Here is a 22875-nt window from a genome sequence, read left to right on the forward strand (position 1 = left end):
ATGGCGCGCCCGAAAAGACAGGAAGACCCTCTTCTCCCGGTTCCTTTGCCCCGGCGTCGGCCGAGCCGCGCCAACACGCGAAATCTCGCAGCATCGGTGAAACCCGAGCTGGCGGCCGAGATCAAGAACCTCGCTGAGCGCGAACAAACGTCCGTTGCTGCCCTGGTCGAAGAGGCGACGATCAATCTCTTGAAGGCACGCGGGATCGAATATCCCGACTATCTGCGCCACTACCGCAAATTGGCGTGACGAGCGCGTTATAAGCGTGCGCGCACGCTTATTCTTGCCAACCCCTTAAACTTGAGCCAGTTATGACGCGCTGATTCCGCCTTGGAGTCGGCGATTCATCTGTTGCGTGCGGGGTGGCTCCCCGAGGCGACAGGACAACAAAAAACCCTCGCTTGGCTGAGCGAGGGCTGTTTGTGCCACCGAAGTGAGCGCTTCTAACTTGGCTCTCTTTATCGGTGGTGCTGCGGCGAAAGTCAATCTCGAAAGCGTGCTTTCGGGAGCGATGGTGCTTGGCCTCGCGGGACCGACGAAGGGAGGTCCGCATGACCACTTCCATAGGCGCCGTGCTGCGTAGCACCGGCCTCGCCACGATCGACCGCGCCTTGCTTGCGCGTGCCGAAAAACCGCGCGTCAAAGTCTGGGCCGGCAGCATCGCCGTAGGCCACGAAAAGCGGGCCAAGGCTTACACACCGATCCGCAATGCTCGCCAGATGCGCGAGATGATCGAAGCCGCAAAGCTCTACGAGCGGCAAACGCTCGCGCAGCGGCGGACAACCACACCGCGCATTCGCAACGGAGCTATCGGACAGGCCGGCATCCAGATCATCGAGTTCCTGGCCCGCGTCATCGACTATAGCACTGGCGCGCTGTTCCCCAGTCTTCACACGATCATGGATGGAACCGGCCTCAGCAAGAATTGCGTCGTTCAGGCGCTTTCGCGTCTCAAAGACGCGCGAATTATCGACTGGTTCAGGCGCTACGAGCCGGTTCCCGACCACGAAGCGCAAGGCGCTGGCCCGCGCATCAAGCAGGCCACGAACGCCTATCGCTTCCTCTTCCCCGCCTTCCTCTCGAAAATCTTCGCTGCTCGCCGCCGTCGCGGCGTCGCGGCCGATCCAGCCCCCGCTTGCGAACAATATCGCCAGATCGAGGCGGCGCGCGACATGGAGCGCATGAGGGATCAGCTGCCCCTATGGGAGCTAACCCGCGAAGAGCGGGACAAGCGCGAGCTGGCGGACATTCTCGCCAGCCTGGGCCAAGCGATTGAGGCGAAAGAACGTGAGTCATCCGCAAGTGAAGATAACCGGCGGAGATATTTATATTGAATGGCCCTAGTCGGGCCATGCGCGATATTGGCATGTATCCCGACCGTTTGCCCGCCATCGTGAAATGTGTATAAATCCCAATGTCGGGATACCGTTGACGAAAGAAGTTCGATGCAGATGGACGTCGAAGCACGCGCACGTCAGATCGTAGCGGATATGGGCGGCCACTGGCGCGGCTCATATGGCATGGTTTGCTGTCCAGCCCACAACGACCGCAATCCGTCGCTCCAAGTCACCCCCGGCAAGAAGGCCGTCCTATTCAAATGTTGGGCCGGTTGCAGTCAGGAAGCCGTCTGGTCCGCGCTCAACAGCCGCAAAATCAATCGCCACACGAGCGGTGAAACGGTCGATCGCGCGCCCGAACCCTCGCGCCGGAAGCTCGCCCTCCAACTATGGGATTCCGCCGCGCCGATCGCAGGCACCGCGGCTGAACGCTATCTGCGTTCGCGCGCAATCGACCCGACCGGCCTCAAGCTCCGCTTCGCTCCGCGCTGCATCGTTGGTCCGCCCGACGCCCGCGAAGAGCATCCTGCCCTTCTCGTGCCGTTCGAGGCCGACGAAGGCATAATCGCCGTGCAGCGGATCTTGCTCGATCCAGCAACCGGCGAGAAACGCTACCATGCGGCGCTGCGCGAGGCGAAATTGACGCTCGGCCTGGTCCGACACGCCGCCATGCGGATCGGCGGCCAGCCAACCGGCGATGTTCTGCGCCTCGCGGAAGGCTTCGAGGAAGCCGTTTCCGTCACCCAGCTTAGTGACGGGAAATTCAAGGTGTGGGGCGCTGGCGGCATTCGCCGCTATGGCCTGATCGCGATCCCCGAACGCATCCGCAAAATCGTCATCTACTCGCAACACGGCCAGGAAGCCGCACAGGCCATAGAGGACGCGCGCGACCACCTCACTGCCAACGACCGCGAACTGAAAATCATCCTCCCGCCAGCCCCGGCGCCGATGGACTGGAACGACATTCTTCAGGAGAGAGCCAGGTGCTGATCCGAGGTTTCAAAAAATGGCCGCGAAATCAGCAAATCGCGTTGCCCATTCTCTCTGTTTTCGCGTTCGGCGCGCTGTTCAATCAGATGCAGGCGAGGAATAGCGAGCCGGTTTCAATCCATGTCGAGAACCCGCGCATTATCGACGGCGATACGCTCGAAACGCTCGATAAAAAGCGGGTGCGGTTGTCGGGAATTGATGCGCCGGATGAGGACGGCAAGGGCAATGTGCCCAAGATCGCAGCGCAGCTCTATTTGGAAGAGCTGGTGAAGCAAAATGGCGGCATGGATTGCACGAGCGATTTTCAGGACGAAAAGTTGACGATCGAGCCGATATGCAACACGCGGCGGACGAGCTGGGGCGGGTCTAACCTGTCGTGCCGGTTTCGGTCGAATGGGGCATCTGTTTCGGCAACGATGGTACGCCATGGATATGCCGTTGATTACAGGCAACATTCAGGGCTGGCCTATGCCCGTTTCATGAAAGACGCTGCCGATGAGCGACGAGGCCTTTGGGGTGTCGATTACGAGGCGATGAGGAATCTGGCGATCGAGAGGGGCCAGCTGCCGAACAAGTGCAAATGATCGGAGCCGGGAACCTGCCCTATTCCACCACACGGCTGCGCCGCGCGGCTCCACGGAGCCAGCAAAGCCGTCTCCGCCCATTCGGGTGACGGTCAGGGCTATAAGGGAAGATCAGCATGAATGATGCGACGCGAACGACGATGCAGGCCGCGCCCAGGCACAGTGCATCGCCGCGCATCGAGGCAATCGCGGCATGGCTGATCGCCGCGCTCATTCTCGCAGGCGGCGGGATCGTCGCACGCCTGATTGTCGATTATCCGCAGTTCCTGCCGAACAGCTATATCGGCTTCCTGATCTACCGGGCCGGTCCCGCCGCCACCTTGCTATGGGCCTGCGCCGGCGCGACCATCACCGTCAGTGCAGCGCCGAGGCGTCCCGTTCTCCTGATCGCTCTGGTTAGCTCGATCGCCGCGTGCTTCGCGCTCTCCGGGCTTTGATCTCTAACCCCATGCCTTGCGTTGATAATTCAGGCATTAACCCTGGAACACCACCATCCATTATCCAATCAGGCTCACAGCGTTTTCATGAGCAGGTCCCCTCACGATTATCATAGACGCTTGCGGGCGGTTGATGAGCGCGCCGCAGCTCTCCGCGCTGAATCAGAACGCTGGCAAGCCTTCTGGAATGAAGCTGGCGGAGATCAGATCGATCCTCCCATTGTCGCAAAGCCCCCACGCCGCCGCTGGTTCTCCTTCTTAAAGCGACCGCAATAGTTTGAGCGGCCCAGGGCCGCGCTCCGTCAGTGGTGGCAGCTGCCACCGGGGGAACACCAAGGGCACCCGCCCTTTCGTTCCCGAAGCATAATCGACAGGACCGGGTTGCCCGACAAGTTCGGCCAGTTCCGGCGCGCTCGCGCGCGCCGGGGCCTCCCTAGTCGCGCCGCCCGCACCACTCCCATCGATTTTGCTCCCCCCTCCCCATCCCGCGCTTCGCCAGCGGGTCAGAGCCGCAGGCCGCAGGCAGCGGCTTCGCCTAAAGGAGTGAAAAATGACCATCCAGACCATCCAACTGAACAAGCTGGCGCTTTCCGACCTCAACGTGCGGAAGGTGAAGCCCAAGGAAATCGAAGCCCTCGCCGCCGACATTCAGGCGCGGGGCGTGCTGCAAAACCTGATCGGCTATGATGAAGACGGCAAAATCAGGATTTGCGCCGGAGGGCGGCGCTACCGGGCCTTGAAGCTGTTGCAGAAGGCAAAGGCCATCCCCGGCACTTTCGAGGTTCCCGTTGAAATCCGCAGCAAGGACGAGGCGCTGGAAATCTCGCTTGCCGAGAACGCGCAGCGCGAGGACATGCACCCCGCCGATGCCATCGCAGCCTATCGGGCGATCATCGACAGCGGCAAGGACGTTGACGATGTTGCAGCATCGTTCGGCGTCTCCCCGGCCTATGTCCGCCGCGTGTTGAAGCTGGCGGCGCTGCACCCGACCATTCTCAAAGCCTTCCAGAAAGACGAAATCGGCATGGGCGCGGCGCAGGCTTTCGCGCTGACCGACGATCAGGACCGCCAGCTTGAGGTTTTCAAGCGCACCGGCGACAACGCCCACCAAATCCGCGCCATGCTCACCCAGGAGAAGGTTGCCGATACCGACAAGCATTTTCGCATTGTAGGCGAGGAAGCCTATTGCGCCGCAGGCGGCACCTTCACCACCGATCTTTTCGGAGAACGTCGCTATTGCGATGATGCGGGCCTTGTCATGGACCTTGTGCAAGATCGGCTCGACGCCATCGCCAAGGCGGCGCGCGAAGATGGCTGGCGCGATGCAGAAGGGCAGCTCTACCGGCCTGATTCCTACTGGATGCGCGGCCATCTGGAACCCGCTGGCGAGCGCGATCCGACCGAGGAAGAAACCGCGCAGCTGGTCGAGATCGAGGCGGCAATCGCCAAGCGGGAAAGCGAGGTGGACGAGGACGATCACGACTATGACGACGAGTTGCGCGCCCTGACCCGCAAACAGGACGCTATCGTATCGGCTTGCCGCGTTTTCACCGCCGAGCAGAAGGCCGAGCACTCGCTTATCGTCTTCATCGGCCATGACGGTATCGAACAGGTCGCGTTCACCCGCACCGCCAAGGGCACCGCCGCCGATGGCCCCAAGCCTCCTCGCCCCGACTACTCGCAGAAAGTCATGGATCAGCTGGGCGGCATCCGCACGATGGCGGTTCGGGAAGCCCTTGCCAGCGACCCGGAGCTGGCGCTGGACGTGCTCTTAACGGGCCTCTTGGGGCAGGTTCGCGGCAACGCTTATTCGTGGCAACAAGCCGCCGAAATCACCGCCGAGAAGAACCGCTTCCATGTTGACGATGCGGTCATGGGCCATTCCACGATTGCCGACATTGACGAGATCGCAAGGGCCGATCTTGACCGCTTGGCCGAAACACCCACGCTGGACGACATGCGCCAGATGGACAGCGAAGCGAAATTGCGGCTGCTGGCCTACTGCGTTGCCTCGCAGATCACGAGCCTTTCGTTCCACAGCGACCGCGACCGCCAGCTGGCGCAGATCGTCGGAGCCGCGCAGATCAACATGGCCGACAAGTGGGAACCTAATCAGGTATTCTATGACCAGCTTAGCAAGGCCACGCTCTTGAAGCTGCTGGCCGAAGGTTGCGGCAACGACGCTGTAGAGAATTGCCAGACCATGAAGCGCTCTGACCTTGCCGTGACGGTCAACGAGCGCCTTGCGGGGCGGCGCATCCTGCCCCCCGCCCTTCGACCCTCTGCCTTGCCCGATGCCGCCGATAGCGAAAGCCAAGCGGCATGACGGCACGGGGAGCGCGCTTCACTCCCGCGCTCCCCGCAAACTTGGGGGCGGTGGCAGCTGCCACCGCCCCGCCTTTGCGATTAGCGAATGCGCCTGTTGAGGAAGAAAATCCCGATGGGTGCGACGAACAGCACAAAATCATGCAAGCCGCCGCCAAAATGAGCGGCCAGGGCCGCGCGCTTAGTAGTCTGTCAGCTGCCACATAGGATCGAGCGGCCCAGGGCCGCGCTCCGTCAGTGGTGGCAGCTGCCACCGGGGGAACACCAAGGGCACCCGCCCTTTCGTTCCCGAAGCATAATCGACAGGACCGGGTTGCCCGACAAGTTCGGCCAGTTCCGGCGCGCTCGCGCGCGCCGGGGCCTCCCTAGTCGCGCCGCCCGCACCACTCCCATCGATTTTGCTCCCCCCTCCCCATCCCGCGCTTCGCCAGCGGGTCAGAGCCGCAGGCCGCAGGCAGCGGCTTCGCCTAAAGGAGTGAGGAAAATGGCTAAGGAAACGAACCGGATCGACATTTATCAGGCCGTCACCGACGACATTCTTGCGATGCTCGAAGCGGGCACCAAGCCTTGGGTGAAGCCGTGGAGCGGTGGGCCGACCATTCCGCTCCGGCACAATGGGGTCGCCTATCGTGGGATCAACGTCCTCAGCCTTTGGGCCAGCGCCATGCGTCAGGGCTTCGCCTCCCCCTATTGGCTGACCTTCAAACAGGCATTGGAGCTTGGCGGCAATGTCCGGAAGGGCAGCAAGGGGACCACCGTTGTCTATGCTAACAAGCTTGTCGTGAAGGACTCCGAGACGGACGACGAGCGCGCCATTCCGTTTCTGAAACGATACACGGTTTTCAATGCCGATCAGGTCGAGGGACTGGACGGCAAATATCCCGCGCCCGCCCCGATCATTACCAATCCCGAAACCCGCGACGTTGAGCTTGAAGTGATGTTCTCTCGCATCGACGCAACCGTTCGCATCGGCGGATCGCAAGCCTATTACCACACCCGCGACGACTATATCCAAATGCCTGCTTTTGAAGCGTTCCATTCCGCCGACGACTACTATGCCACGCTTGCGCACGAGGCCGTGCATTATGCCGCGTTTAGGATTATGCCGCATGACCGTGCCGAACGCCGGATTTCCGCGGATCAGCGATGCAGCGGGTCGGCATAATTCGCGATAGTTTGGCACATTGATATTTTCCATTGGCCATAATTGAACCCGCGTTTCTGCGGAAAATTCAACGGAGGCCATTGGATGTCGACAGAAGCGAAGTCAGCGTTTCTTGTGGAGATCGGGTTACCAATTCGGATAGGCTTGGCGGTTGAGAGGGGCATGCCAATGCCCGTTGAATTGCAGTTGCAACATTTTGTGAACTGATCGGGAATGTTAAAACCGCACCTGCCCCAGACGCCGATATGGCGGTTGCTATAAGGGATTTTTCAAGATCAGCAGGGCAGATGATTTGGGGAACGCCCTGAACCAGGGCCTGTAATGCCGTACCCAATCCCCCATGATGAACGATCAATCGGCATCCAGGCACTTCAGCACGGAAATCGATCGGCGTTGGGCTCACCTGTAAATTGCCCGTCTCAGGATAACGCGCACCGCCAAAATAGGCATATTGTTGCATCGGGACCGCATGGGCCACCTTTATCAGCGGCTGTATGGCTGGATGCTTCATGGGCAAATAGATCAAAACCATATCCCTGGAAGGGACAGCATCTTTGGAAGGCGGCTCTATTTCCGGTGACCAGTGAAGAGCTTCATCTCTGCAAAAATTGTAAGGATCGAGCATTTTGAGCGTGCAGATATAGTTTGCCACGCCTCGCAGCAAGGCGGGGAAATGCACGATATTGCGCTTCGCCACGCGTTCAACGGCGTCCAGGATGTGCGCACTGGCCAGTTTGATTTGACTTGCATCGCCAGTGGCTAGAAGGGGCGGCAGTTCCGCCCTATCAGGTGGCACGGTCCAACCGTTGCCGATCACGATGACCGGCAACCTGCCACTCGCCGCAATGTTCAGACTGGGCGCTGCATCCGACAGAATGACCGAAGGCTGCACCTTGCCGATCAAGCGTTCCCAGGCTCTCACCACCGGTCCCAGCAATTGGGGATCGGCAAAGCCGATCTGGGCCAAGATTTCGGCAAGGGATGAAATTTTGCCGATGCTGGGGCTACGATGCAGGAAAATCGGAGCCTGGACGATGGAAAGCCGCCCATCGTCCAATTCCGCGCGGAAGTCGGCGAATTGCATGGTTGCCAAACGGACGTTCCGCATCGCCGCAACGACCGTCCAGCCCGCCTGAAGATATGTTGCGATAACAGGCCGCAGGCGTTGGATGTGGCCGTTGCCAGCCCCCAACTCCCATCCAATCAGAACGGACGGCATTCATAATCCGATAGGGGGTTTCCAGAGGCGGGATTGCCGCCTCTGGATTGACATTGATCCGGGAAATTCCCCAAGGCCTATCGACCGAACCATTTCGAACCTGCCACGAAATCAGCCCGGTTTTCCATCCAGCTCTCATGGCTGGCGAAGTCACTGGTTCCTCGGTCGCCGAAGAAGCCGGCGATGGCTTCGCTGAGTTGCGATGCCGCCTTGTTAATGGATGCATTCTGCGGGTTCCCGGTGTCGTAGCTTAAGGCCACATCGCTGAACGATCCGGTAGTTCCGTTGGTCCGGGTAAAGGAGCCGGTGTTGACGGTGAGATTTTCACCCCATTCCCAATTCCGATTGACCGCCGTGCCAGCAAGATCGATCGAGGCGACACCCGCCTTCTGGAGCGACATGATCTCCTTCTTGTCGACCCGGCCGTTGCCATTCCGATCCCGCCAGACCTTGAACTGCGCGAAATGGTCGTCGGCTGAGGAGAAGATGCCATCCCCATTGCTGTCGAACGCACGCAGGCCATCGAGGTCGGATTTCGCGCCATCCTTGTCGCTGGTGAAGCTCAACTCGCCGCCATTGGTAACGGTCCCGTTGCCGTCCCTGTCGATAAACAGGAAGCCATCATCCTTCCCGATCCAACCCGTCTGATTCTTGATGCCGTCGCCATCCCAGTCGAACGCCACCTTCGTCCTGCGATTATCGACGAGACTGACGCCATTGCCGTTGAGGTCCAACACGATAGGCGAGGAAATTCCCGCTTGCACGCCACCCTGAAACTCCACGACCTCGATGCCATAGAGGGAGTCCGAACCTTCATCTCCATCAACGGTGGGATCGTTGTCGGTGATGGTCACGGTGCCATCGATGGTAGCAATCGAAAAACTGGACTGGAGGCCAGCATAGACCGCGACATCGGCGCTCCCATCCTCACCGGCGAGCAAATCGTTGCCGGCGCCTCCGATCAATCGGTCATCGCCCCAGCCCCCGACGATATAATCCGCACCGCCCATCCCGGAGAGGGCGTTAGCGTAGTCGTTGCCATATATTTCATTGTCGAGATCGTTGCCTGTGCCGTCCAAGGCAGCATCGCCGCCCAAATACAACCCTTCGACATTGTCGGGCAGAACGAAACTTATGGTGGAGGAGACACCATCCCAACCCTCATCGGCTACCTCGACGATGATATCTCCGGCATTATCGGCGTAATAGAAATCGCTACCGCTGCCTCCGGCCATCAGGTCCGCGCCGGCGGCGCCGTCGATACTGTCATCGCCATCGCCACCATAAAGACTATCGTCTCCAATGCCTCCGATAAGGGTGTCGTTCCCGGTGGTGCCATATATCGGCGGCACAGCGGGCTCATCAGCCATATCCTCCGTGCCCGCAATGGTAATCGTGAGAGTCGAGGACGAGGTGGCGCCCGCCGTGTCCGTGACATGATAGTCAGCATTGATGACAAGGCTCTGTCCGGCTTCCAGATAATTATAGCTTGCGGCAGTGGGATCGAAGCTCCACTGGCCGTTTGCCGCCAGGACCAATCCGTCCACCACATCATCGAGCTTGAACTTCAGAACATCGCCCGCATCAGCATCGGTCGCCACCAATGTTCCGCGCACGAGCGCAGCGTCCTCAATGGCAGTAGCTGTTGCGGCTTGGGCGACAGGGGATGTATTCCCCATTGCAGCAGAAACAAGATCGCGAATTTGGGTTCGTGTCCAAATCGTGCCGTCAGCGAATTTGATCGTGCTGATCCCGTGCGTGTTGCCGTCATCCTGCTCGAACTGCTTGGTGACATTCACCGATGCCCCGGTCGAGTTGACGGTCACAAGCAAAGCGTCGCCCGATCGGCTGAGAGACACACCATCCGCATTCACATTTGTGAGTTCGAGGGTGTCGTTGCGGTTGTAGCCGAATCCCCAATCATTGATCTCATCATGACCATCGGCGCTCGAAAAGCGGAATGTACCCGCGCCGCTGCCGCTGACTGTGATAGTGTCATCGCCACCTGCGCCATTGACGATGAAATTACCGCGCGGAGGTCGAAGAAAGTCAGCCGATGCCGTGCCATTGACGGTCACTTGCGCAGCGGCGATCACTGAACTGGCGGCGGCTAGCCAATCGGTCCGCATCATTGCAGTGCCATCGGCGAACAGGATGCGATCGACGCCGTAGCCTTCTCCTACAAGTCCATCACCCAGCGAAATCGATCCGGTCTGGTTCGCGAAGGAAAGGGTCAGCCCTGCGCCGTCGTTAGCAATAGCGAATCGCAGATCCGCTGGCGATATACCGGCACCCAGTTGCAGGGTGTCGAAGCCGTCGGACGCATCAGAGCCGACGATTGTGTCGTCACCGTCCCCGAGATTCCAGACATAGGTATCGTTGCCTTGGCTTTCCTGGACACTGTCGTTGCCGCCGCCGCCATCGACAAAATCATTTCCCTTGCCGGGGTTGAAATTCTCGTCGTCTGGGGTGCCGGAAAGATTTTGGTCTGGCGGGGGAGGTGGAGTTCCAATCGGAGCCGCCTGCAGATAAGTGGCGTTGACATAGTCGCGATACTCATCCGCATAATGTCGCGCTGAAAGATAATTGGCACTAAAAGGAAAATCCTTCTTGTATCCCCAGGTGTCGAGCATGATTGGGAGCGAGTTTATACCGAGTGCGGCTTGCGCCAGTTGATCTGACAGGGCCGCCTGCGTTAGCACCGTGCCGTCAGCAAACGTGATTGAACCAAGCTTTCTGGAATTGCCCGATGTGTCGTAGGTACTCCCGCTAGGACCAATATTTTTACCGTTTTCCAGAAATGTGATCTGATCACCAGTCTGGCTTATCCGGACGGTGATGAACTGAAGAAATAGGCCATCGTTCCCCGTACCGTATATGCTATGCCCGCCCGCGATGATCTCGATATCGTCCTGGTTGAGGTTCTGGAGCGCCAGGGTGTAATCGCCGTCGCCCGCGTCGAACTCGACGACATCGCTGCCGCCGCCAGCGCCGAACTTGATCGTGGCGGATTGCGATTTGAGATGGATCACATCGTTGCCAGCACCGCCGTCCACGGTCGCGTCGAGGCCACCTACGGTGATATTGTCATCGCCACCCTTGCCATCGACCAGATGGTCGTGTTCGCTTTCGTCGGAGATGAGATCGCTATACTCTGAACCGATAATGTCGGTGTTGAAGTTCAGGAGGTTGATCTTTCCACCAGCGCCGCTCCGGCTACTGATATAACCTCTGCCGGAGGTCTGATCGATTTTCACGGTCATGCCTGCAAGGTCACTGGAATCCTTGGCATCAATAATATCGGCTACGCCTGCCTGACCGCCATTCGCATCAATGGTAAGATTGTAGCCAGATGGAATGGAACCCTTATAGATGATCTTATCCGCGCCAACCGTACCCTTGATATTTTCAATGGAATGTAAGGTATCCGTGCCCCCTAATCCATCTTGTACAGTTAAAATTGGCGCAGATGATGTACCATCAAAATTGATACTTATGGTTTGGGAGCTAAGATTTGAGGAATAGTCTGCCGTATCATTGCCAGAGCCACCCGACAGGATATCGTCCTGTATGCCCCCTGTTATGCTGTCAGATCCGTCCCCTCCGACAAAGAAGGCCCCATGAGTGTAGGGAGGAACGCCGGTCAGCAGCCCAACGTGACTATCATAGTTGAGGGAATCACCTTCGGAAGATCCATATATGATATCTTTCCCGTTGTAGGTGTATTGTATTGCTTCGCTGTTGATGAGCTGCTGGGCCAAGGCGGCAACTGCTACGCTATAAGCAGATAGTGCTCCCACCGTTCCAGCAATTGCAGCCGCAACATTCGCAAAGACATAATCGGGCTTAACGAAATTTTGGAAATCGGCTTGCGTGTACACGTCGCCCACATGAGAAGCGTCCCATTGAGCCTTAGTATCGGCACCAAATTTCAGAAGCACTTTCTCGCCAATATCATAAGGATCGATTACTGGAGCGAGAATAGTATCATTGATGATTTGAACGGCTTGTTGTATAGGTGTGCTGCCAGTTTGAAAATCAAAATCGGTATCGTGTGGCCTCACTGACCCGTTCTCAATAGACAGGGATCCATCTGCACCCCAAACAAATGTGGTTTGCCCACTGAGAACAAAAGATGTAGACCCCCATATGAAGGCTCTATAAGCAAAATCAGATTCAGTTATGCCGGCAGTATATTGGTAAACAACAAACCTAGCAGATTCTGGCGGTTCCCCACCTGTATACAGGGCAGTCAACGGCAGCCTAGTAACACCATTGCTATCTGTCGTGCCAAGGTGCTTTTGCTGATCCAGTCCGCCGCTGAAAAAACTGGATACAATATCGGCATCTGCTAGATGCGCAAAGCGCCCCACCGTATTCATGTAAGATGCTGTATCGACGTACTGCTCGACAGCTACTCCATCGAGAGCAGCGGGACGAAGCCGCTGATCCGGCGAGGACGGCATTTGATCACTGCCATATAAGTACTTATTGAGGATGAACTGGAATGTTAATGGATCCATTGTAAAAGTCCTCTTTAAGATAGTGCGTTTCCGATATTTGATCTAATACTTTTAAGCACTTATTAAATATTATCTTAGACGTCCGGACTTTTGTGCCGTCTGGGCTATTAAATATAATGTGCGTTCGTAAAGCGTATGAAGCCCGATTCCGCGGATGCGTGAATATATGTGAGTAGATGCTTGATTTAAGAGGCTGGACAGAACAGCAACCGCTCGCGATATACGCCGCCATATTCTGATCGCCTGTCCCCACTTCTGTGCTTGGTAGCCAAATCTCTGTGCTTCGTTGGGCTACCTCTTGGACGCTCGGAAGTGCTCGCTCGTTTACTCTACAAGTCGGATCCTTGAGAAACCCACAAGCACTGAGCGAAAAAACGATTAGCAGAGCCTTTGCTGTGGAAAGATCGATGCACTTAGTTATAAAGCCTTGCCCTTCGAAGGTAATGAATTTCATCTCGATGATCTCCGTTGGCCCGATTTTTTACAGCGATCCTTTCATCTTTCCCTCGCCGAATCGCGAATAGTTTCATTTATTGGACTAATAAGATAAGTCAGAATGGAGCGTCTGCCTGTTCGTATATCTGCGGTCGCAGATAAACCCGCATCCAATTTGAAATTGCCAATCGCGCCCTTGGTATTAGGTTTGAGTATTATGCGTGCAGGATAGACGAAACCAAGCTTTTCATCTTCGATGGCATCCGACCCGATGCTTTCCACATGGCCGGGGATGGTGCCGTATCGAGTGAATGGGAACGCTTCGAGCTTGATGGCCACCGGCTGGCCTTCCTTCACAAAGCCAACATCCTTGTTGAGAATCTTGACCTCGGCGATCAGCGAGCCACCTTTCGGCACCACCACCATGATCGGCTTGGCCGCTTCAACGACGCCACCGATAGTGTGAATGGAAAGCTGCGTAATCGTCCCGTCCACAGGCGCGATGAGGCGCTGCAAACTGCTGCGCTGCCTGCTCTTGGTCAATTCCTCCTGGCGCAGCCGTGCATCTGCCTCCGCTTTAGCAAGGTCGGTGAGGATGCGTGTGCGCGCTTCGGCCTTGCTCTGGGCCATAGTGCTGGAGGCACTAGAGGATTGCGCCTCGGCCTTGCGCGCGGTTGCCAGCGCCGCCTCACGATCCCGGATGGTCGCGAAGCGTTGCCGCCGCATCTCGATGACCTTGAGCTTGGCGGCATAGCCCTTGGTAAGCAGTCCTTCATAGGCATCGAGCTGCTGGTCGAGGAGTGGGATGGTCTCGGTCAGCTTGGCCGCCTGCACCAATGCTTCGGAGCGCGCCGCCCTTGCCGCCTGAAGGTCCGCGGACCGACCCGAAGCGGACGCCTCGATTGCAGTGAGTTCCGCTGCCGCCAGAGATCGCTGGGTCGCGACAAGCTGCGGCGCGGTTCCCTGCGGGGCGATGAAGTCGAGGCCTTTGCCATCCAGGGCTGAAAGCACCGCCCTGGCGCGCGCGACGTCGAAAAGGGCCGTTTGCAATGCCGCTTCCGCCTGAACGGTCTCGGCCGCCGATACGGTCGGGTCGAGTTCGACCAGCACCTGCCCCTTGCGCACATACTGCCCATTGCGGACATGGATGGCGCGGACGATCCCTGCCTCGACCGGCTGAACCAGCTTCACATTGTCCGCCGGGATCAGGCGGCCCGGCGCCGAAGCCACGACATCGACCTTGCCGAAGGTCAGCCACAGGATCGTCAGAGCAAGGCCGATGAGCAAAAGCCATGTGCTCGCTCGGGCAGTGGGCGACACAGGCTGCTCGACGATTTCCAACGCTGCGGGCAGGAAGGTGACGTAATCGACCCTGGTCAGGTTTTTCGCTCTTCGCCTTTCATCGGCAAGGGCAGCGCGAACCACATCCCAATGTTGCGCGATGCTATTCATGCCACACCCTCGCTCACGCCCATCTGGCGCCGGTGCAGGCCAGCATAGCGCCCCCCTTGCCGTAGCAGTTCGTCATGCGTGCCGACTTCGACGATCCGTCCCTTCTCCAGCGTCATGATGCGGTCGCATTGACGGATGGCCGAAAGCCGGTGGGCGATGATGAGGACCGTGCGCCCCCGCGCCATCGCCCGCAGATTGCGCTGGATGATTTCCTCGCTTTCCGCATCCAGGGCCGATGTGGCTTCGTCGAGGATAAGAATGCGCGGTTGCGTGACCAGGGCGCGGGCGATGGCGATGCGCTGGCGCTGTCCGCCCGACAGATTGACGCCGCGTTCCTCGATGATGGTGTCATAACCTTGGGGCAGGCCGACGATGAACTCATGCGCGCCCGCAAGTTGCGCGGCCGCCATCACCTGTTCCAGTGGCATGGCGGGATGGGCAAGCGCGATATTCTCGCGGATCGAGCGGTTGAACAGCAGATTCTCCTGCAGCACCACACCGATCTGGCGACGCAGCCAACTCGGGTCGATCTGGGCGATATCGACGCCATCGATGAGGATGCGTCCCGCTGCCGGGGTATAAAGGCGTTGCAGCAGCTTGGTGAGGGTGGACTTGCCTGATCCTGACGACCCGGCAATGCCCAGCGTCCCGCCTGCTGGGAGGTGGATGTCGATATCCTCCAGCGTCCATGGCCCGTCCAGGCCATAGCGGAATTTGACGCCTTCGAAGCGGATCATGCCCTTGATCTCGGGCAGGGCGACGCGGGAACCCGCGCCGGGCTCGACCGGCTGGTTGAGAACATCGCCCAGCCGGTCGATCGAGAGCCTGACCTGCTGGAAATCCTGCCAGAGCTGGGCCATACGGATCACCGGCCCGGAGACACGCTGCGCGAACATGTTGAAAGCGACCAGCGCGCCCACCGTCATGGCCCCGGCTATCACCTCGCGGGCGCCGAAAAAGAGGATCGCTGCCAAGCTGAGCTTAGAGATGAGCTGGACGGCTTGGCTGCCTGTATTGCCGAGATTGATGACCCGCTGGTTGGCGGCGCTATAGCCGGCGAGTTGCCGCTCCCACCTTTCCTGCCATTGAGGCTCGACGGCTGAGGCCTTGATGGTCTGCATGCCCGACACGCTTTCCACCAACAGGGCATTGTTAGCCGAGCCACGTTCAAACTTCTCGTCCAAGCGATGGCGCAACGGGCCAGTGACGAGCAACGACACCGCGACATAGGCGGGGATGGTGGCAGCGACGATCCAGAACAGCGTTGGGGAATAGATCCACATCGCTACCAGGAAAACGATGGTGAAGACAGGGTCGATCAGGACCGACAGCGATGCGTTGGTCAGGAACTCACGAATGGATTCAAGCTGGCGGATGCGCGTCACCGTGTCGCCGACGCGACGGCCCTCGAAATAGGAAAGAGGCAAGCCCAGCATATGCCGGAAGAGCTTCGAACCCAGTTCGACGTCGAGCTTCTGGCTGGTTTCCGAATAGAGCCGGGTCCGCAGCCAACCAAAGGCCACCTCCCAGAGAGACACCGCCACGAAGCCGACCGACAACACCTCGAGGGTCGCCAGCGTGTTGTGGACCAGCACCTTGTCGATGACATTCTGGAAGAAGAGCGGTGCTGCAAGGCCGAGAAGATTGAGCGCCAGGGTGATCAGCAGCACTTCGCCGATCAGCTTGCGGTAGCGCACCACCTGCGGGATGAACCAGCGGATATCGAAGCGGCCCGCCGCACCGCCCACGCTCTCCCGCGTGGTCAGCAGGACGATCTCGCCCGACCAGATTGCATCCAGTTCTTCCCGTGACAGTCTCTCGACATTGGAACCGGGACGTTGGATCAACGCTTCGGCATCGGAGGCACGGCCGATCAGGAACCAGCCCTCGGCCCCGTTGGCCAGTACCGGCAGGGCTTGCCGGGCTAATCTATTGAAGTCGATGCGAGTCGAGCGGGCGCGGACGCCGTCCTGACGCTTGGCGAGTCGGAGAATGTCTTCTGCTGTCAGCGGATCGTGATGCCCGAGTTCATGGCGCAATTGCTGGGGATCGACGGCTATTTTATGAACGGCCAACAGCGTGGCCAGCGCGCAAACGCCGCTGTCAGCACCCGTAGAGGCACCTGCAAATCCCCTGTCCATCATCACCCCTGCTCGACGCAGACCCCAGCGCCGTGGCCATGGGTTTCATATTTTCAACCGCCGTTCAATCCAATTCGCGGTGCGGACAGAAATTTCATCTCTATATTTCAAACCATTATGGATGATTTGTGCTTATCGGACGATTTACCTTTCCTCTGTTCCGTAAGGGAAAATCGCAGCCATCTCATCGCGATGCAGGGTGAGAAAAGCTACAGGGCCATCGGCTCGCCGCGATCGAACGACGCCATGACGCCGATCCCTTGCGGTCGCGGCGGTCGTGGCGGCCGCATCCAGTTCCCACAACCCGGGAGCACGAAAATGCCGAAAGACCTCTCATCATCGCTGAACCGCCATATCGACACCTTCATCGCCCTGTTGACTGCGAAAAATTACAAACCGCAGACAATAGCGGCCTATCGGAATCTGCTGCAACGCTTGGTATCCTCGATTGAAGCTGCCGGCATATCCCCACGGGATTTGACGGTCGAGCAGGCGGCCGATCTTGTGCGTGGCGACGAGCGCAATCGACGCGAGCCGAATAAATGCCAGAACATAGCACGGCGCTTCGTTGTCCATCTGATCGACAGCGGGGTGGCGCCGACCCCGGTTCGGACACCGGAACAGATCGCTCGCGAAGCGTTGCGCCTTGACTATGAGGACTATCTGGTGCGGCAGCGTGGCGTCAGCCGGAGCAGCGTCTACAGTGCCTGGCGCTTCGCCGACCGGTTCCTCGACCACCGATTCGGAGAGGGCGAAACCGATCTTGCAGCGATCAGCCAAGCCGATGCGGTGGCGTTCCTCGAACATCTGCTTGGAAGAAAGGCGCCCTATCGCGACAAGTCGGCCGCCTCCCATCTGCGCACTTTCCTCCAATATCTGTTCCAGCGCGGCGTCACGCAGACCAACCTTGCGTCGGGGGTGCCGATGGTCGCCCAGCGCTGGGATGCGCGGTTGCCGCGCTTCCTGTCGCCCGAACAGATCGACGCCTTGCTGGCATGGGTCCGCGACAATCCAAAGCATGGGCTGCGCGATTATGCGATGCTCATGCTGATGGCCCGGCTCGGGCTGCGGGCGCCGGAGGTGATCGCCATCCGGCTTGAGGATATCGACTGGCGCGCCGGTGAGTTGCTCGTGCGGGGCAAGGGGCAGCGTCACGATCGCCTGCCTGTCCCCGCGGACGTTGGCGAGGCGCTCGCACGCTACATCCGGAACGAGCGTGTATCGGCGTCGCGAACCCTGTTCGTTTCCTTGCGTGCGCCCAATCTTCCTTTCAAGGGCGGGCAGATTATCAACGCCATATTGAAGGAAGCGTTTGCGGCAACCGGCACCAAGCCACCTGCCCCCTATGTCGGATCGCACGTCCTGCGCCACAGCCTGGCGACGAACATGATCCGCAGCGGCGCATCCCTTGCCGAAATCGGCGACATGCTGCGGCACCGCTCACGCGTGTCGACGATGATCTATGCGAAACTGGACATCGACGGGCTGCGCTCGATCGCAAAGCCCTGGCCGGTGGCGGGAGAAGCGCAATGACCCTCGCTCATGAACTTGACCGCTATCTTAGCATGAGGCGCAGCCTGGGATATGATCTGGCCACCGCCGAACGGATTCTGCGCCGTTTCGCCCAATTTGCCGACCAACTGGGCGCCTGCCATGTCACGACCGACCTGTTCCTGCGATGGCAGGCGGCGTTCGGCAACGCCAGACGTTCGACATGGGGCGCCCGCTTCATAGTCGTGCGTTTGTTCAGCCAGTGGCTGCATGGTCTGGATGCGGCCCATGAAGTGCTGCCCCGGGGTCTCGTCCCTTATCGTTATTGCCGGACACAGCCCTATATCTTCACCGACGCGCAGATCGCCGCCATTGTCGAGGAGGCGGTGCGGTTGCCGTCAGTCTACGGCATGCGTGGCCTGACCTGTTCGACCCTGTTCGGGCTGATCGCGGTCACGGGTATGCGGATCAATGAGGCGCTGGGCCTCGGTGCCGGTGACGTCGATCTTGATATCGGCGTCATCCGTATCCGCCGCGGCAAGCTTGGCAAGGAGCGGCTGCTTGCCCTTCACGACACCGCCATCGAGCGGCTGCGCGCCTATGCTGTGGAAAGGGACAGGTTGCTGGGCGCCACACCGCTCCCCTTCTTCGTCAAATGCGATGGCAGCCGGCTTGGCGACTGCGGCGCCCGATACAATTTCGCGCATGTCTGCCAGAACATCGGCTTGCGTGAGCGACAGACCGAGGGACGACACGGCCGCGGCCCCCGCATCCACGACCTGCGGCACAGCTTCGCTGCCAAAACGATGATCGACTGGTACAGGTCCGGCAAGGATCCCGCGCGCGAAATGGTCAAGCTGACCACCTGGCTTGGCCACGCCAATCCCGACCACACCTACTGGTATATCGAGGCCGTTCCCGAACTGCTGGAACTCGCGTCGGCCCGCATTAGCGATAGTCTTGACGGGGAGATGCTGTCATGACCGGCATGGCATTCCCCGCGCTGCTCCAGCGCTTCTTCACCGATCGGCTATGCGTCCAGATGGAAGCAAGCCGTCATACCATGACGGGATATCGCGATACGTTCCGCCTCCTGATCCGCTTTGCCAGTGCGCGATCAGGGAAATCGCCGGCGAGTCTTGGCATCGCCGACCTTGATGCTGAGCTGGTCGCCGACTTCCTCGTCCATATTGAAACCTCGCGAAATAATGGTGCGCGCAGCCGCAACACCCGCCTTGCCGCGATCCGGTCCTTCTTCCGCTTTGTCGCCATGAACGAGCCGGAATGGTTGTGGCATTGCCAGAGAATCCTTGCGCTGCCGGACAAGCGCTATGTCAAACGCGGCGTGACATTCCTGGATGGGTCGGAGATCGCGGCGTTGCTGTCGGCGCCCGCTCGTTCGACATGGACCGGTCGACGGGATCACATGATGTTGCTGGTCGCCCTGCAAACCGGCCTTCGGGCATCCGAACTGATCGGCCTTCGCTGCCGGGATGTCGTCCTTGGCGCCGGCGCGCATATCCGCTGTCTGGGCAAGGGCCGGAAGGAACGGTGCACGCCGCTGCGCCGCGACACCGCGAAGGCATTGCAAGCCTGGTTGAAGGAGCGGCACGGCGAGGAGGATGAGCCATTATTCCCATCCATCCGTGGCGATCCGCTTTCCCGCGACGCCTTGGAGCATCTGGTTCGCAAACACTGCTGCACCGCTGCGCGCTCCTGTCCGAGCCTCATGGGCAAGCGGGTCAGTCCGCACACTCTGCGTCATAGCACGGCCATGGAACTGCTGCATCATGGCGTCGATCAATCCGTCATCGCTCTCTGGCTCGGGCATGAATCGATCGAGACGACGCAAATCTATATCCATGCCGACATGCGGCTGAAGGAAAAGGCACTGGCCAGCGTCACCACGCCCGAAACCCGTCCGGGGAGGTTCCGGCCTGACGACGAACTGCTCGCCTGGCTCGAAGCCCTCTGATTATGCCGATCTGCTGCATGGCTGACCCGCAGAAATCCGTTATTCTGCACAGCCATGCGGCATAATCCCGAACCCGGCATAATGAACATTATGCCGATATCGGCATAAGATTCATCATGCAGGGCATGAAAGCCGCCTCAACCGGAAAACCCTGATTTCAACGAGCCGCGCCGACTATGCGAGGGACGAGCTCGTAGCCGAGCTGGGCGCATCCTTCATCGGCGCGATTGTCGGTTTCAAGGTCGAGGAACGCGAAGACCATGCCGCGTATATCGAGCACTGGTTGACCGCGCTCCGCAACGACAAGCGCGCGATTTTCGAGGCTGCCCGTGAGGCTCAGAACGCCGCCGACTACCTGTTGGCGATGATGACCGACCAAGCGGATTGAATGACCCGCCCTGCTAAATGCACGAGACGCCGCGCAAGCGCGGCGTCCCATTTCAGGAAAGTGAAATATGGGGGCTACTCAATGTGGTTTATATACAAATCCCGACATGTTAACTATGGGCGGGAGCAGGTCGTTTTTAGGTGCAAAATGGAAAATATCATCGACACCTACAGGAATCGCATCAAGGCGATGGGGTATGAGCCGCGTCGGCAGGAAGAGATTCCTGACGTGATGGCAGCTTATTGCGAAGCAATCGCAAATTGCAAGATTGAAGGACTTGAATTGGTTTCGGATGACCACTCTTTTTGTTTGCTGTTGGTCGAAACCCAAATTCCCGTCGATGTGGCGATTGGTCTGGCGCAGGACTACAACCGTGATGTTCTGTCCCGCCAGAAACTCGCTGCATGACAGGTGAGCGACCCTTACACCTGGCGTAACAGCGACGTTCTTCGGAACAAGCTGGGAATCCGCGACGATAATATCCTCAAGGAGCGAGAAGCTTTCTTCTCGGTTGTCCGACATGGCGAGCTGGTTGTGCAGCGCGCCGCGCCGGCGACGAACGCGCGCGAGTATCGCGAACTGCACAATCATCTGTTTCAGGACGTATATGATTGGGCGGGGCGCTTTCGGACTGTGGACATAAGCAAACCCGGCAGCACTTTTGCCCGAGCGCACTTCATTGCCCGCAGCATGGAGCACGAATTTAAGCAGCTGCCCGACCTCCAAACCCTCAAGTCGATGGATCGTGATCGCTTTGCCGATACCATGGGGCGGCATATTTCCGAATTAAATGCCGTTCATCCGTTCCGTGAGGGCAATGGTCGCACCATGCGGCTGCACTTGCAGCTACATTCCCTTGCGGCCGAAAAATTCGTCTCGATCCAGGCAATGGGGCCGAAGGACTGGATGGAGGCGAGCCGCGACAGCTTCCATACCGGAAATCATGCCTCCCTCGCCAAAGTCATCCGTGATGCCATGCCCCTCGAACAGAACCGCGTCGAGCCAGCGCGTGGGCCAGCGGGCATCGCGTTTCCACCCTCGATGGAATCTCTCATGCCAGTTGGCGAACGACGCGCAATGAGTATCGAGCAGGCCAAGGATCAAATCAGCCGTTACCTACCTACTGCGCAAACCGTTGCGTCGCGGCAGCATGAGCAGCTTAATCGGATCGCGGAAACGTCCGCTGACATGCGCCAGCTGGCCGCGCGTTCAGCGCAGGAGCTTGCCTTTTTCCGCGATCCCAAAGGGCCGATGCACCACCTTCAGCTGATTGAGCAACGCCGCTATCATCAGATCGAAGTCAATTGGTCCGAGGGTATGGACCCGCTGCAAAGAGTCCGCGCCATCAGCGCGGGCGCCGCAGATTTCCTTTCGAAAATGACCGACCGCGACATTCAGGCCGCCGATCGCGCGCTACGTCTGCAAGTCATGCCTCCCGGCGTCAGTCAGGTTGATCTACGCCTTGCCGCGCAATTCGAGAAAAACTCGCCTGAGCAGAACCGCGCCGATGCCAGGTTCGCGCAATTCCAGCTCGCCATTGATAAGCGCGTCGCGACAGCTACCGAGCGCGGCGCATCGAAGGAACAGCTGGCGCAGATCGTCGAAAGCGCAAAGGCCCATGTCGCCGCAACATTGCGCGAAGGCAAATCACCGACGCCGACCGCCGAGAAATCAAAGGACCGCGAGCGCTGAAAATGAGCGGCCAGGGCCGCGCGCTTCGTAGTCTGTCAGCTGCCACATAGGATCGAGCGGCCCAGGGCCGCGCTCCGTCAGTGGTGGCAGCTGCCACCGGGGGAACACCAAGGGCACCCGCCCTTTCGTTCCCGAAGCATAATCGACAGGACCGGGTTGCCCGACAAGTTCGGCCAGTTCCGGCGCGCTCGCGCGCGCCGGGGCCTCCCTAGTCGCGCCGCCCGCACCACTCCCATCGATTTTGCTCCCCCCTCCCCATCCCGCGCTTCGCCAGCGGGTCAGAGCCGCAGGCCGCAGGCAGCGGCTTCGCCTAAAGGAGTGAGGAAAATGGAAGCGACAACTGACCAGATCGCCACCGTTGCGGCGCTGAACGACATTGCGCGGCGAACGATGGGCGTGACTTGTCGCACCGTGATTACGCAAGGCATCGCGGCGCTGGACGAGAATACGCAGTCCGACATTCTCAAGATGATCGAGGGCTTTGAGGATTTCACACCCGACAACGATCCTCACGGCGAGCATGACGCCGGTTTCCTTTATCGCGATGTGATCGGCCAATGGCATACCCGCTGGACTGACGACAGCACGCGCCCAGCCCTCTCGGTCATGTGGAAGTTCGACTATTACGACCGCGATCTTGAATTTGGCAGCGCCGAACCATGGAATCCCGATGCCACAACCCGCGTGCTCACCATTCTCCTAACCAGCGAATATTGAGGGA

Annotated in this window: 18 protein-coding genes; 14 read left to right on the top strand and 4 right to left on the bottom strand. The window is 59.2% G+C overall.

The annotated features are described in order from the left end of the window. From IZV00_RS21310 to IZV00_RS20310, 7 genes are all read left to right on the top strand, one after another. Nucleotides 1-249, top strand: a complete 249-nt coding sequence (locus IZV00_RS21310; protein ID WP_007016056.1) for a hypothetical protein — start codon at nucleotides 1-3, stop codon at nucleotides 247-249. Nucleotides 250-551: 302 nt separating this feature from the next. After that, on the top strand, nucleotides 552-1334 hold the full coding sequence (locus IZV00_RS20285; RefSeq protein ID WP_006949648.1) for a hypothetical protein: 783 nt from the start codon (nucleotides 552-554) through the stop codon (nucleotides 1332-1334). Nucleotides 1335-1445: 111 nt separating this feature from the next. Beyond that, nucleotides 1446-2327, top strand: coding sequence for a DUF7146 domain-containing protein (locus IZV00_RS20290; protein WP_006949647.1), 882 nt, complete (start codon nucleotides 1446-1448; stop codon nucleotides 2325-2327). Between the two features lie 41 nt (nucleotides 2328-2368). Beyond that, nucleotides 2369-2911 (top strand): thermonuclease family protein, encoded by a 543-nt coding sequence (locus IZV00_RS20295; RefSeq protein ID WP_230463535.1) that lies wholly within the window; start codon nucleotides 2369-2371, stop codon nucleotides 2909-2911. Nucleotides 2912-3027: 116 nt separating this feature from the next. Next, nucleotides 3028-3348 (top strand): hypothetical protein, encoded by a 321-nt coding sequence (locus tag IZV00_RS20300; protein WP_122129343.1) that lies wholly within the window; start codon nucleotides 3028-3030, stop codon nucleotides 3346-3348. 550 nt (nucleotides 3349-3898) lie between these two features. Continuing rightward, entirely contained in the window at nucleotides 3899-5674 is a 1776-nt protein-coding gene (locus IZV00_RS20305) for a ParB/RepB/Spo0J family partition protein (protein ID WP_021319980.1), read from the top strand. Between the two features lie 483 nt (nucleotides 5675-6157). Continuing rightward, nucleotides 6158-6838 (top strand): ArdC family protein, encoded by a 681-nt coding sequence (locus IZV00_RS20310; RefSeq protein ID WP_230463536.1) that lies wholly within the window; start codon nucleotides 6158-6160, stop codon nucleotides 6836-6838. A 67-nt stretch (nucleotides 6839-6905) separates the two neighbouring features. On the opposite strand, the gene IZV00_RS20315 is transcribed toward IZV00_RS20310, so the two are convergent. From IZV00_RS20315 to IZV00_RS20330, 4 genes are all read right to left on the bottom strand, one after another. Further along, nucleotides 6906-7922, bottom strand: coding sequence for a glycosyltransferase (locus tag IZV00_RS20315; protein ID WP_196225639.1), 1017 nt, complete (start codon nucleotides 7920-7922; stop codon nucleotides 6906-6908). A gap of 212 nt (nucleotides 7923-8134) precedes the next feature. Continuing rightward, nucleotides 8135-12580 (bottom strand): beta strand repeat-containing protein, encoded by a 4446-nt coding sequence (locus tag IZV00_RS20320; RefSeq protein WP_196225638.1) that lies wholly within the window; start codon nucleotides 12578-12580, stop codon nucleotides 8135-8137. 495 nt (nucleotides 12581-13075) lie between these two features. Continuing rightward, on the bottom strand, nucleotides 13076-14467 hold the full coding sequence (locus tag IZV00_RS20325) for an HlyD family type I secretion periplasmic adaptor subunit (RefSeq protein ID WP_196225637.1): 1392 nt from the start codon (nucleotides 14465-14467) through the stop codon (nucleotides 13076-13078). Beyond that, nucleotides 14464-16611, bottom strand: coding sequence for a type I secretion system permease/ATPase (locus tag IZV00_RS20330; protein WP_196225636.1), 2148 nt, complete (start codon nucleotides 16609-16611; stop codon nucleotides 14464-14466). The genes IZV00_RS20325 and IZV00_RS20330 overlap by 4 nt, the downstream gene beginning before the upstream one ends. Nucleotides 16612-16926: 315 nt before the next feature. Here IZV00_RS20330 and IZV00_RS20335 point away from each other — a divergent pair, with 315 nt between their 5' ends. The 7 genes from IZV00_RS20335 (at nucleotide 16927) to IZV00_RS20365 (ending at nucleotide 22871) form a co-directional block, all read left to right on the top strand. Then, the gene (locus IZV00_RS20335; RefSeq protein WP_196225635.1) at nucleotides 16927-18141 is read left to right on the top strand and encodes a tyrosine-type recombinase/integrase; all 1215 of its coding nucleotides are present in this window, start codon (nucleotides 16927-16929) and stop codon (nucleotides 18139-18141) included. Then, nucleotides 18138-19082: a tyrosine-type recombinase/integrase gene (locus tag IZV00_RS20340; protein ID WP_196225634.1), complete on the top strand. Its 945-nt coding sequence runs from the start codon at nucleotides 18138-18140 to the stop codon at nucleotides 19080-19082. The genes IZV00_RS20335 and IZV00_RS20340 overlap by 4 nt, the downstream gene beginning before the upstream one ends. After that, the gene (locus IZV00_RS20345) at nucleotides 19079-20074 is read left to right on the top strand and encodes a tyrosine-type recombinase/integrase (RefSeq protein WP_196225633.1); all 996 of its coding nucleotides are present in this window, start codon (nucleotides 19079-19081) and stop codon (nucleotides 20072-20074) included. The genes IZV00_RS20340 and IZV00_RS20345 overlap by 4 nt, the downstream gene beginning before the upstream one ends. Nucleotides 20075-20228: 154 nt before the next feature. Beyond that, the gene (locus IZV00_RS20350; protein ID WP_230463542.1) at nucleotides 20229-20462 is read left to right on the top strand and encodes a zincin-like metallopeptidase domain-containing protein; all 234 of its coding nucleotides are present in this window, start codon (nucleotides 20229-20231) and stop codon (nucleotides 20460-20462) included. A 147-nt stretch (nucleotides 20463-20609) separates the two neighbouring features. Then, nucleotides 20610-20870 carry a hypothetical protein gene (locus IZV00_RS20355; RefSeq protein WP_006968047.1) on the top strand — a complete coding sequence of 87 codons (261 nt, stop codon included), beginning with the start codon at nucleotides 20610-20612 and terminating at the stop codon, nucleotides 20868-20870. 3 nt (nucleotides 20871-20873) lie between these two features. Further along, nucleotides 20874-22154: a Fic/DOC family protein gene (locus tag IZV00_RS20360; RefSeq protein WP_006968049.1), complete on the top strand. Its 1281-nt coding sequence runs from the start codon at nucleotides 20874-20876 to the stop codon at nucleotides 22152-22154. A 327-nt stretch (nucleotides 22155-22481) separates the two neighbouring features. Then, nucleotides 22482-22871 carry a DUF3768 domain-containing protein gene (locus IZV00_RS20365; protein WP_013054018.1) on the top strand — a complete coding sequence of 130 codons (390 nt, stop codon included), beginning with the start codon at nucleotides 22482-22484 and terminating at the stop codon, nucleotides 22869-22871. Nucleotides 22872-22875: the final 4 nt, after the last annotated feature.

The organism is Sphingobium sp. Cam5-1, from assembly GCF_015693305.1.
Taxonomy (GTDB): Bacteria; Pseudomonadota; Alphaproteobacteria; order Sphingomonadales; family Sphingomonadaceae; genus Sphingobium.

Bases quoted from the DNA above. Each gene is read 5' to 3' on its own strand.
- IZV00_RS21310 (WP_007016056.1), top strand. From the start codon at position 1: ATGGCGCGCCCGAAAAGACAGGAAGACCCTCTTCTCCCGGTTCCTTTG.
- IZV00_RS20285 (WP_006949648.1), top strand. From the start codon at position 552: ATGACCACTTCCATAGGCGCCGTGCTGCGTAGCACCGGCCTCGCCACG.
- IZV00_RS20290 (WP_006949647.1), top strand. From the start codon at position 1,446: ATGCAGATGGACGTCGAAGCACGCGCACGTCAGATCGTAGCGGATATG.
- IZV00_RS20300 (WP_122129343.1), top strand. From the start codon at position 3,028: ATGAATGATGCGACGCGAACGACGATGCAGGCCGCGCCCAGGCACAGT.
- IZV00_RS20305 (WP_021319980.1), top strand. From the start codon at position 3,899: ATGACCATCCAGACCATCCAACTGAACAAGCTGGCGCTTTCCGACCTC.
- IZV00_RS20310 (WP_230463536.1), top strand. From the start codon at position 6,158: ATGGCTAAGGAAACGAACCGGATCGACATTTATCAGGCCGTCACCGAC.
- IZV00_RS20315 (WP_196225639.1), bottom strand. From the start codon at position 7,922: ATGCAATTCGCCGACTTCCGCGCGGAATTGGACGATGGGCGGCTTTCC.
- IZV00_RS20320 (WP_196225638.1), bottom strand. From the start codon at position 12,580: ATGGATCCATTAACATTCCAGTTCATCCTCAATAAGTACTTATATGGC.
- IZV00_RS20325 (WP_196225637.1), bottom strand. From the start codon at position 14,467: ATGAATAGCATCGCGCAACATTGGGATGTGGTTCGCGCTGCCCTTGCC.
- IZV00_RS20330 (WP_196225636.1), bottom strand. From the start codon at position 16,611: ATGATGGACAGGGGATTTGCAGGTGCCTCTACGGGTGCTGACAGCGGC.
- IZV00_RS20335 (WP_196225635.1), top strand. From the start codon at position 16,927: ATGCCGAAAGACCTCTCATCATCGCTGAACCGCCATATCGACACCTTC.
- IZV00_RS20340 (WP_196225634.1), top strand. From the start codon at position 18,138: ATGACCCTCGCTCATGAACTTGACCGCTATCTTAGCATGAGGCGCAGC.
- IZV00_RS20345 (WP_196225633.1), top strand. From the start codon at position 19,079: ATGACCGGCATGGCATTCCCCGCGCTGCTCCAGCGCTTCTTCACCGAT.
- IZV00_RS20355 (WP_006968047.1), top strand. From the start codon at position 20,610: ATGGAAAATATCATCGACACCTACAGGAATCGCATCAAGGCGATGGGG.
- IZV00_RS20365 (WP_013054018.1), top strand. From the start codon at position 22,482: ATGGAAGCGACAACTGACCAGATCGCCACCGTTGCGGCGCTGAACGAC.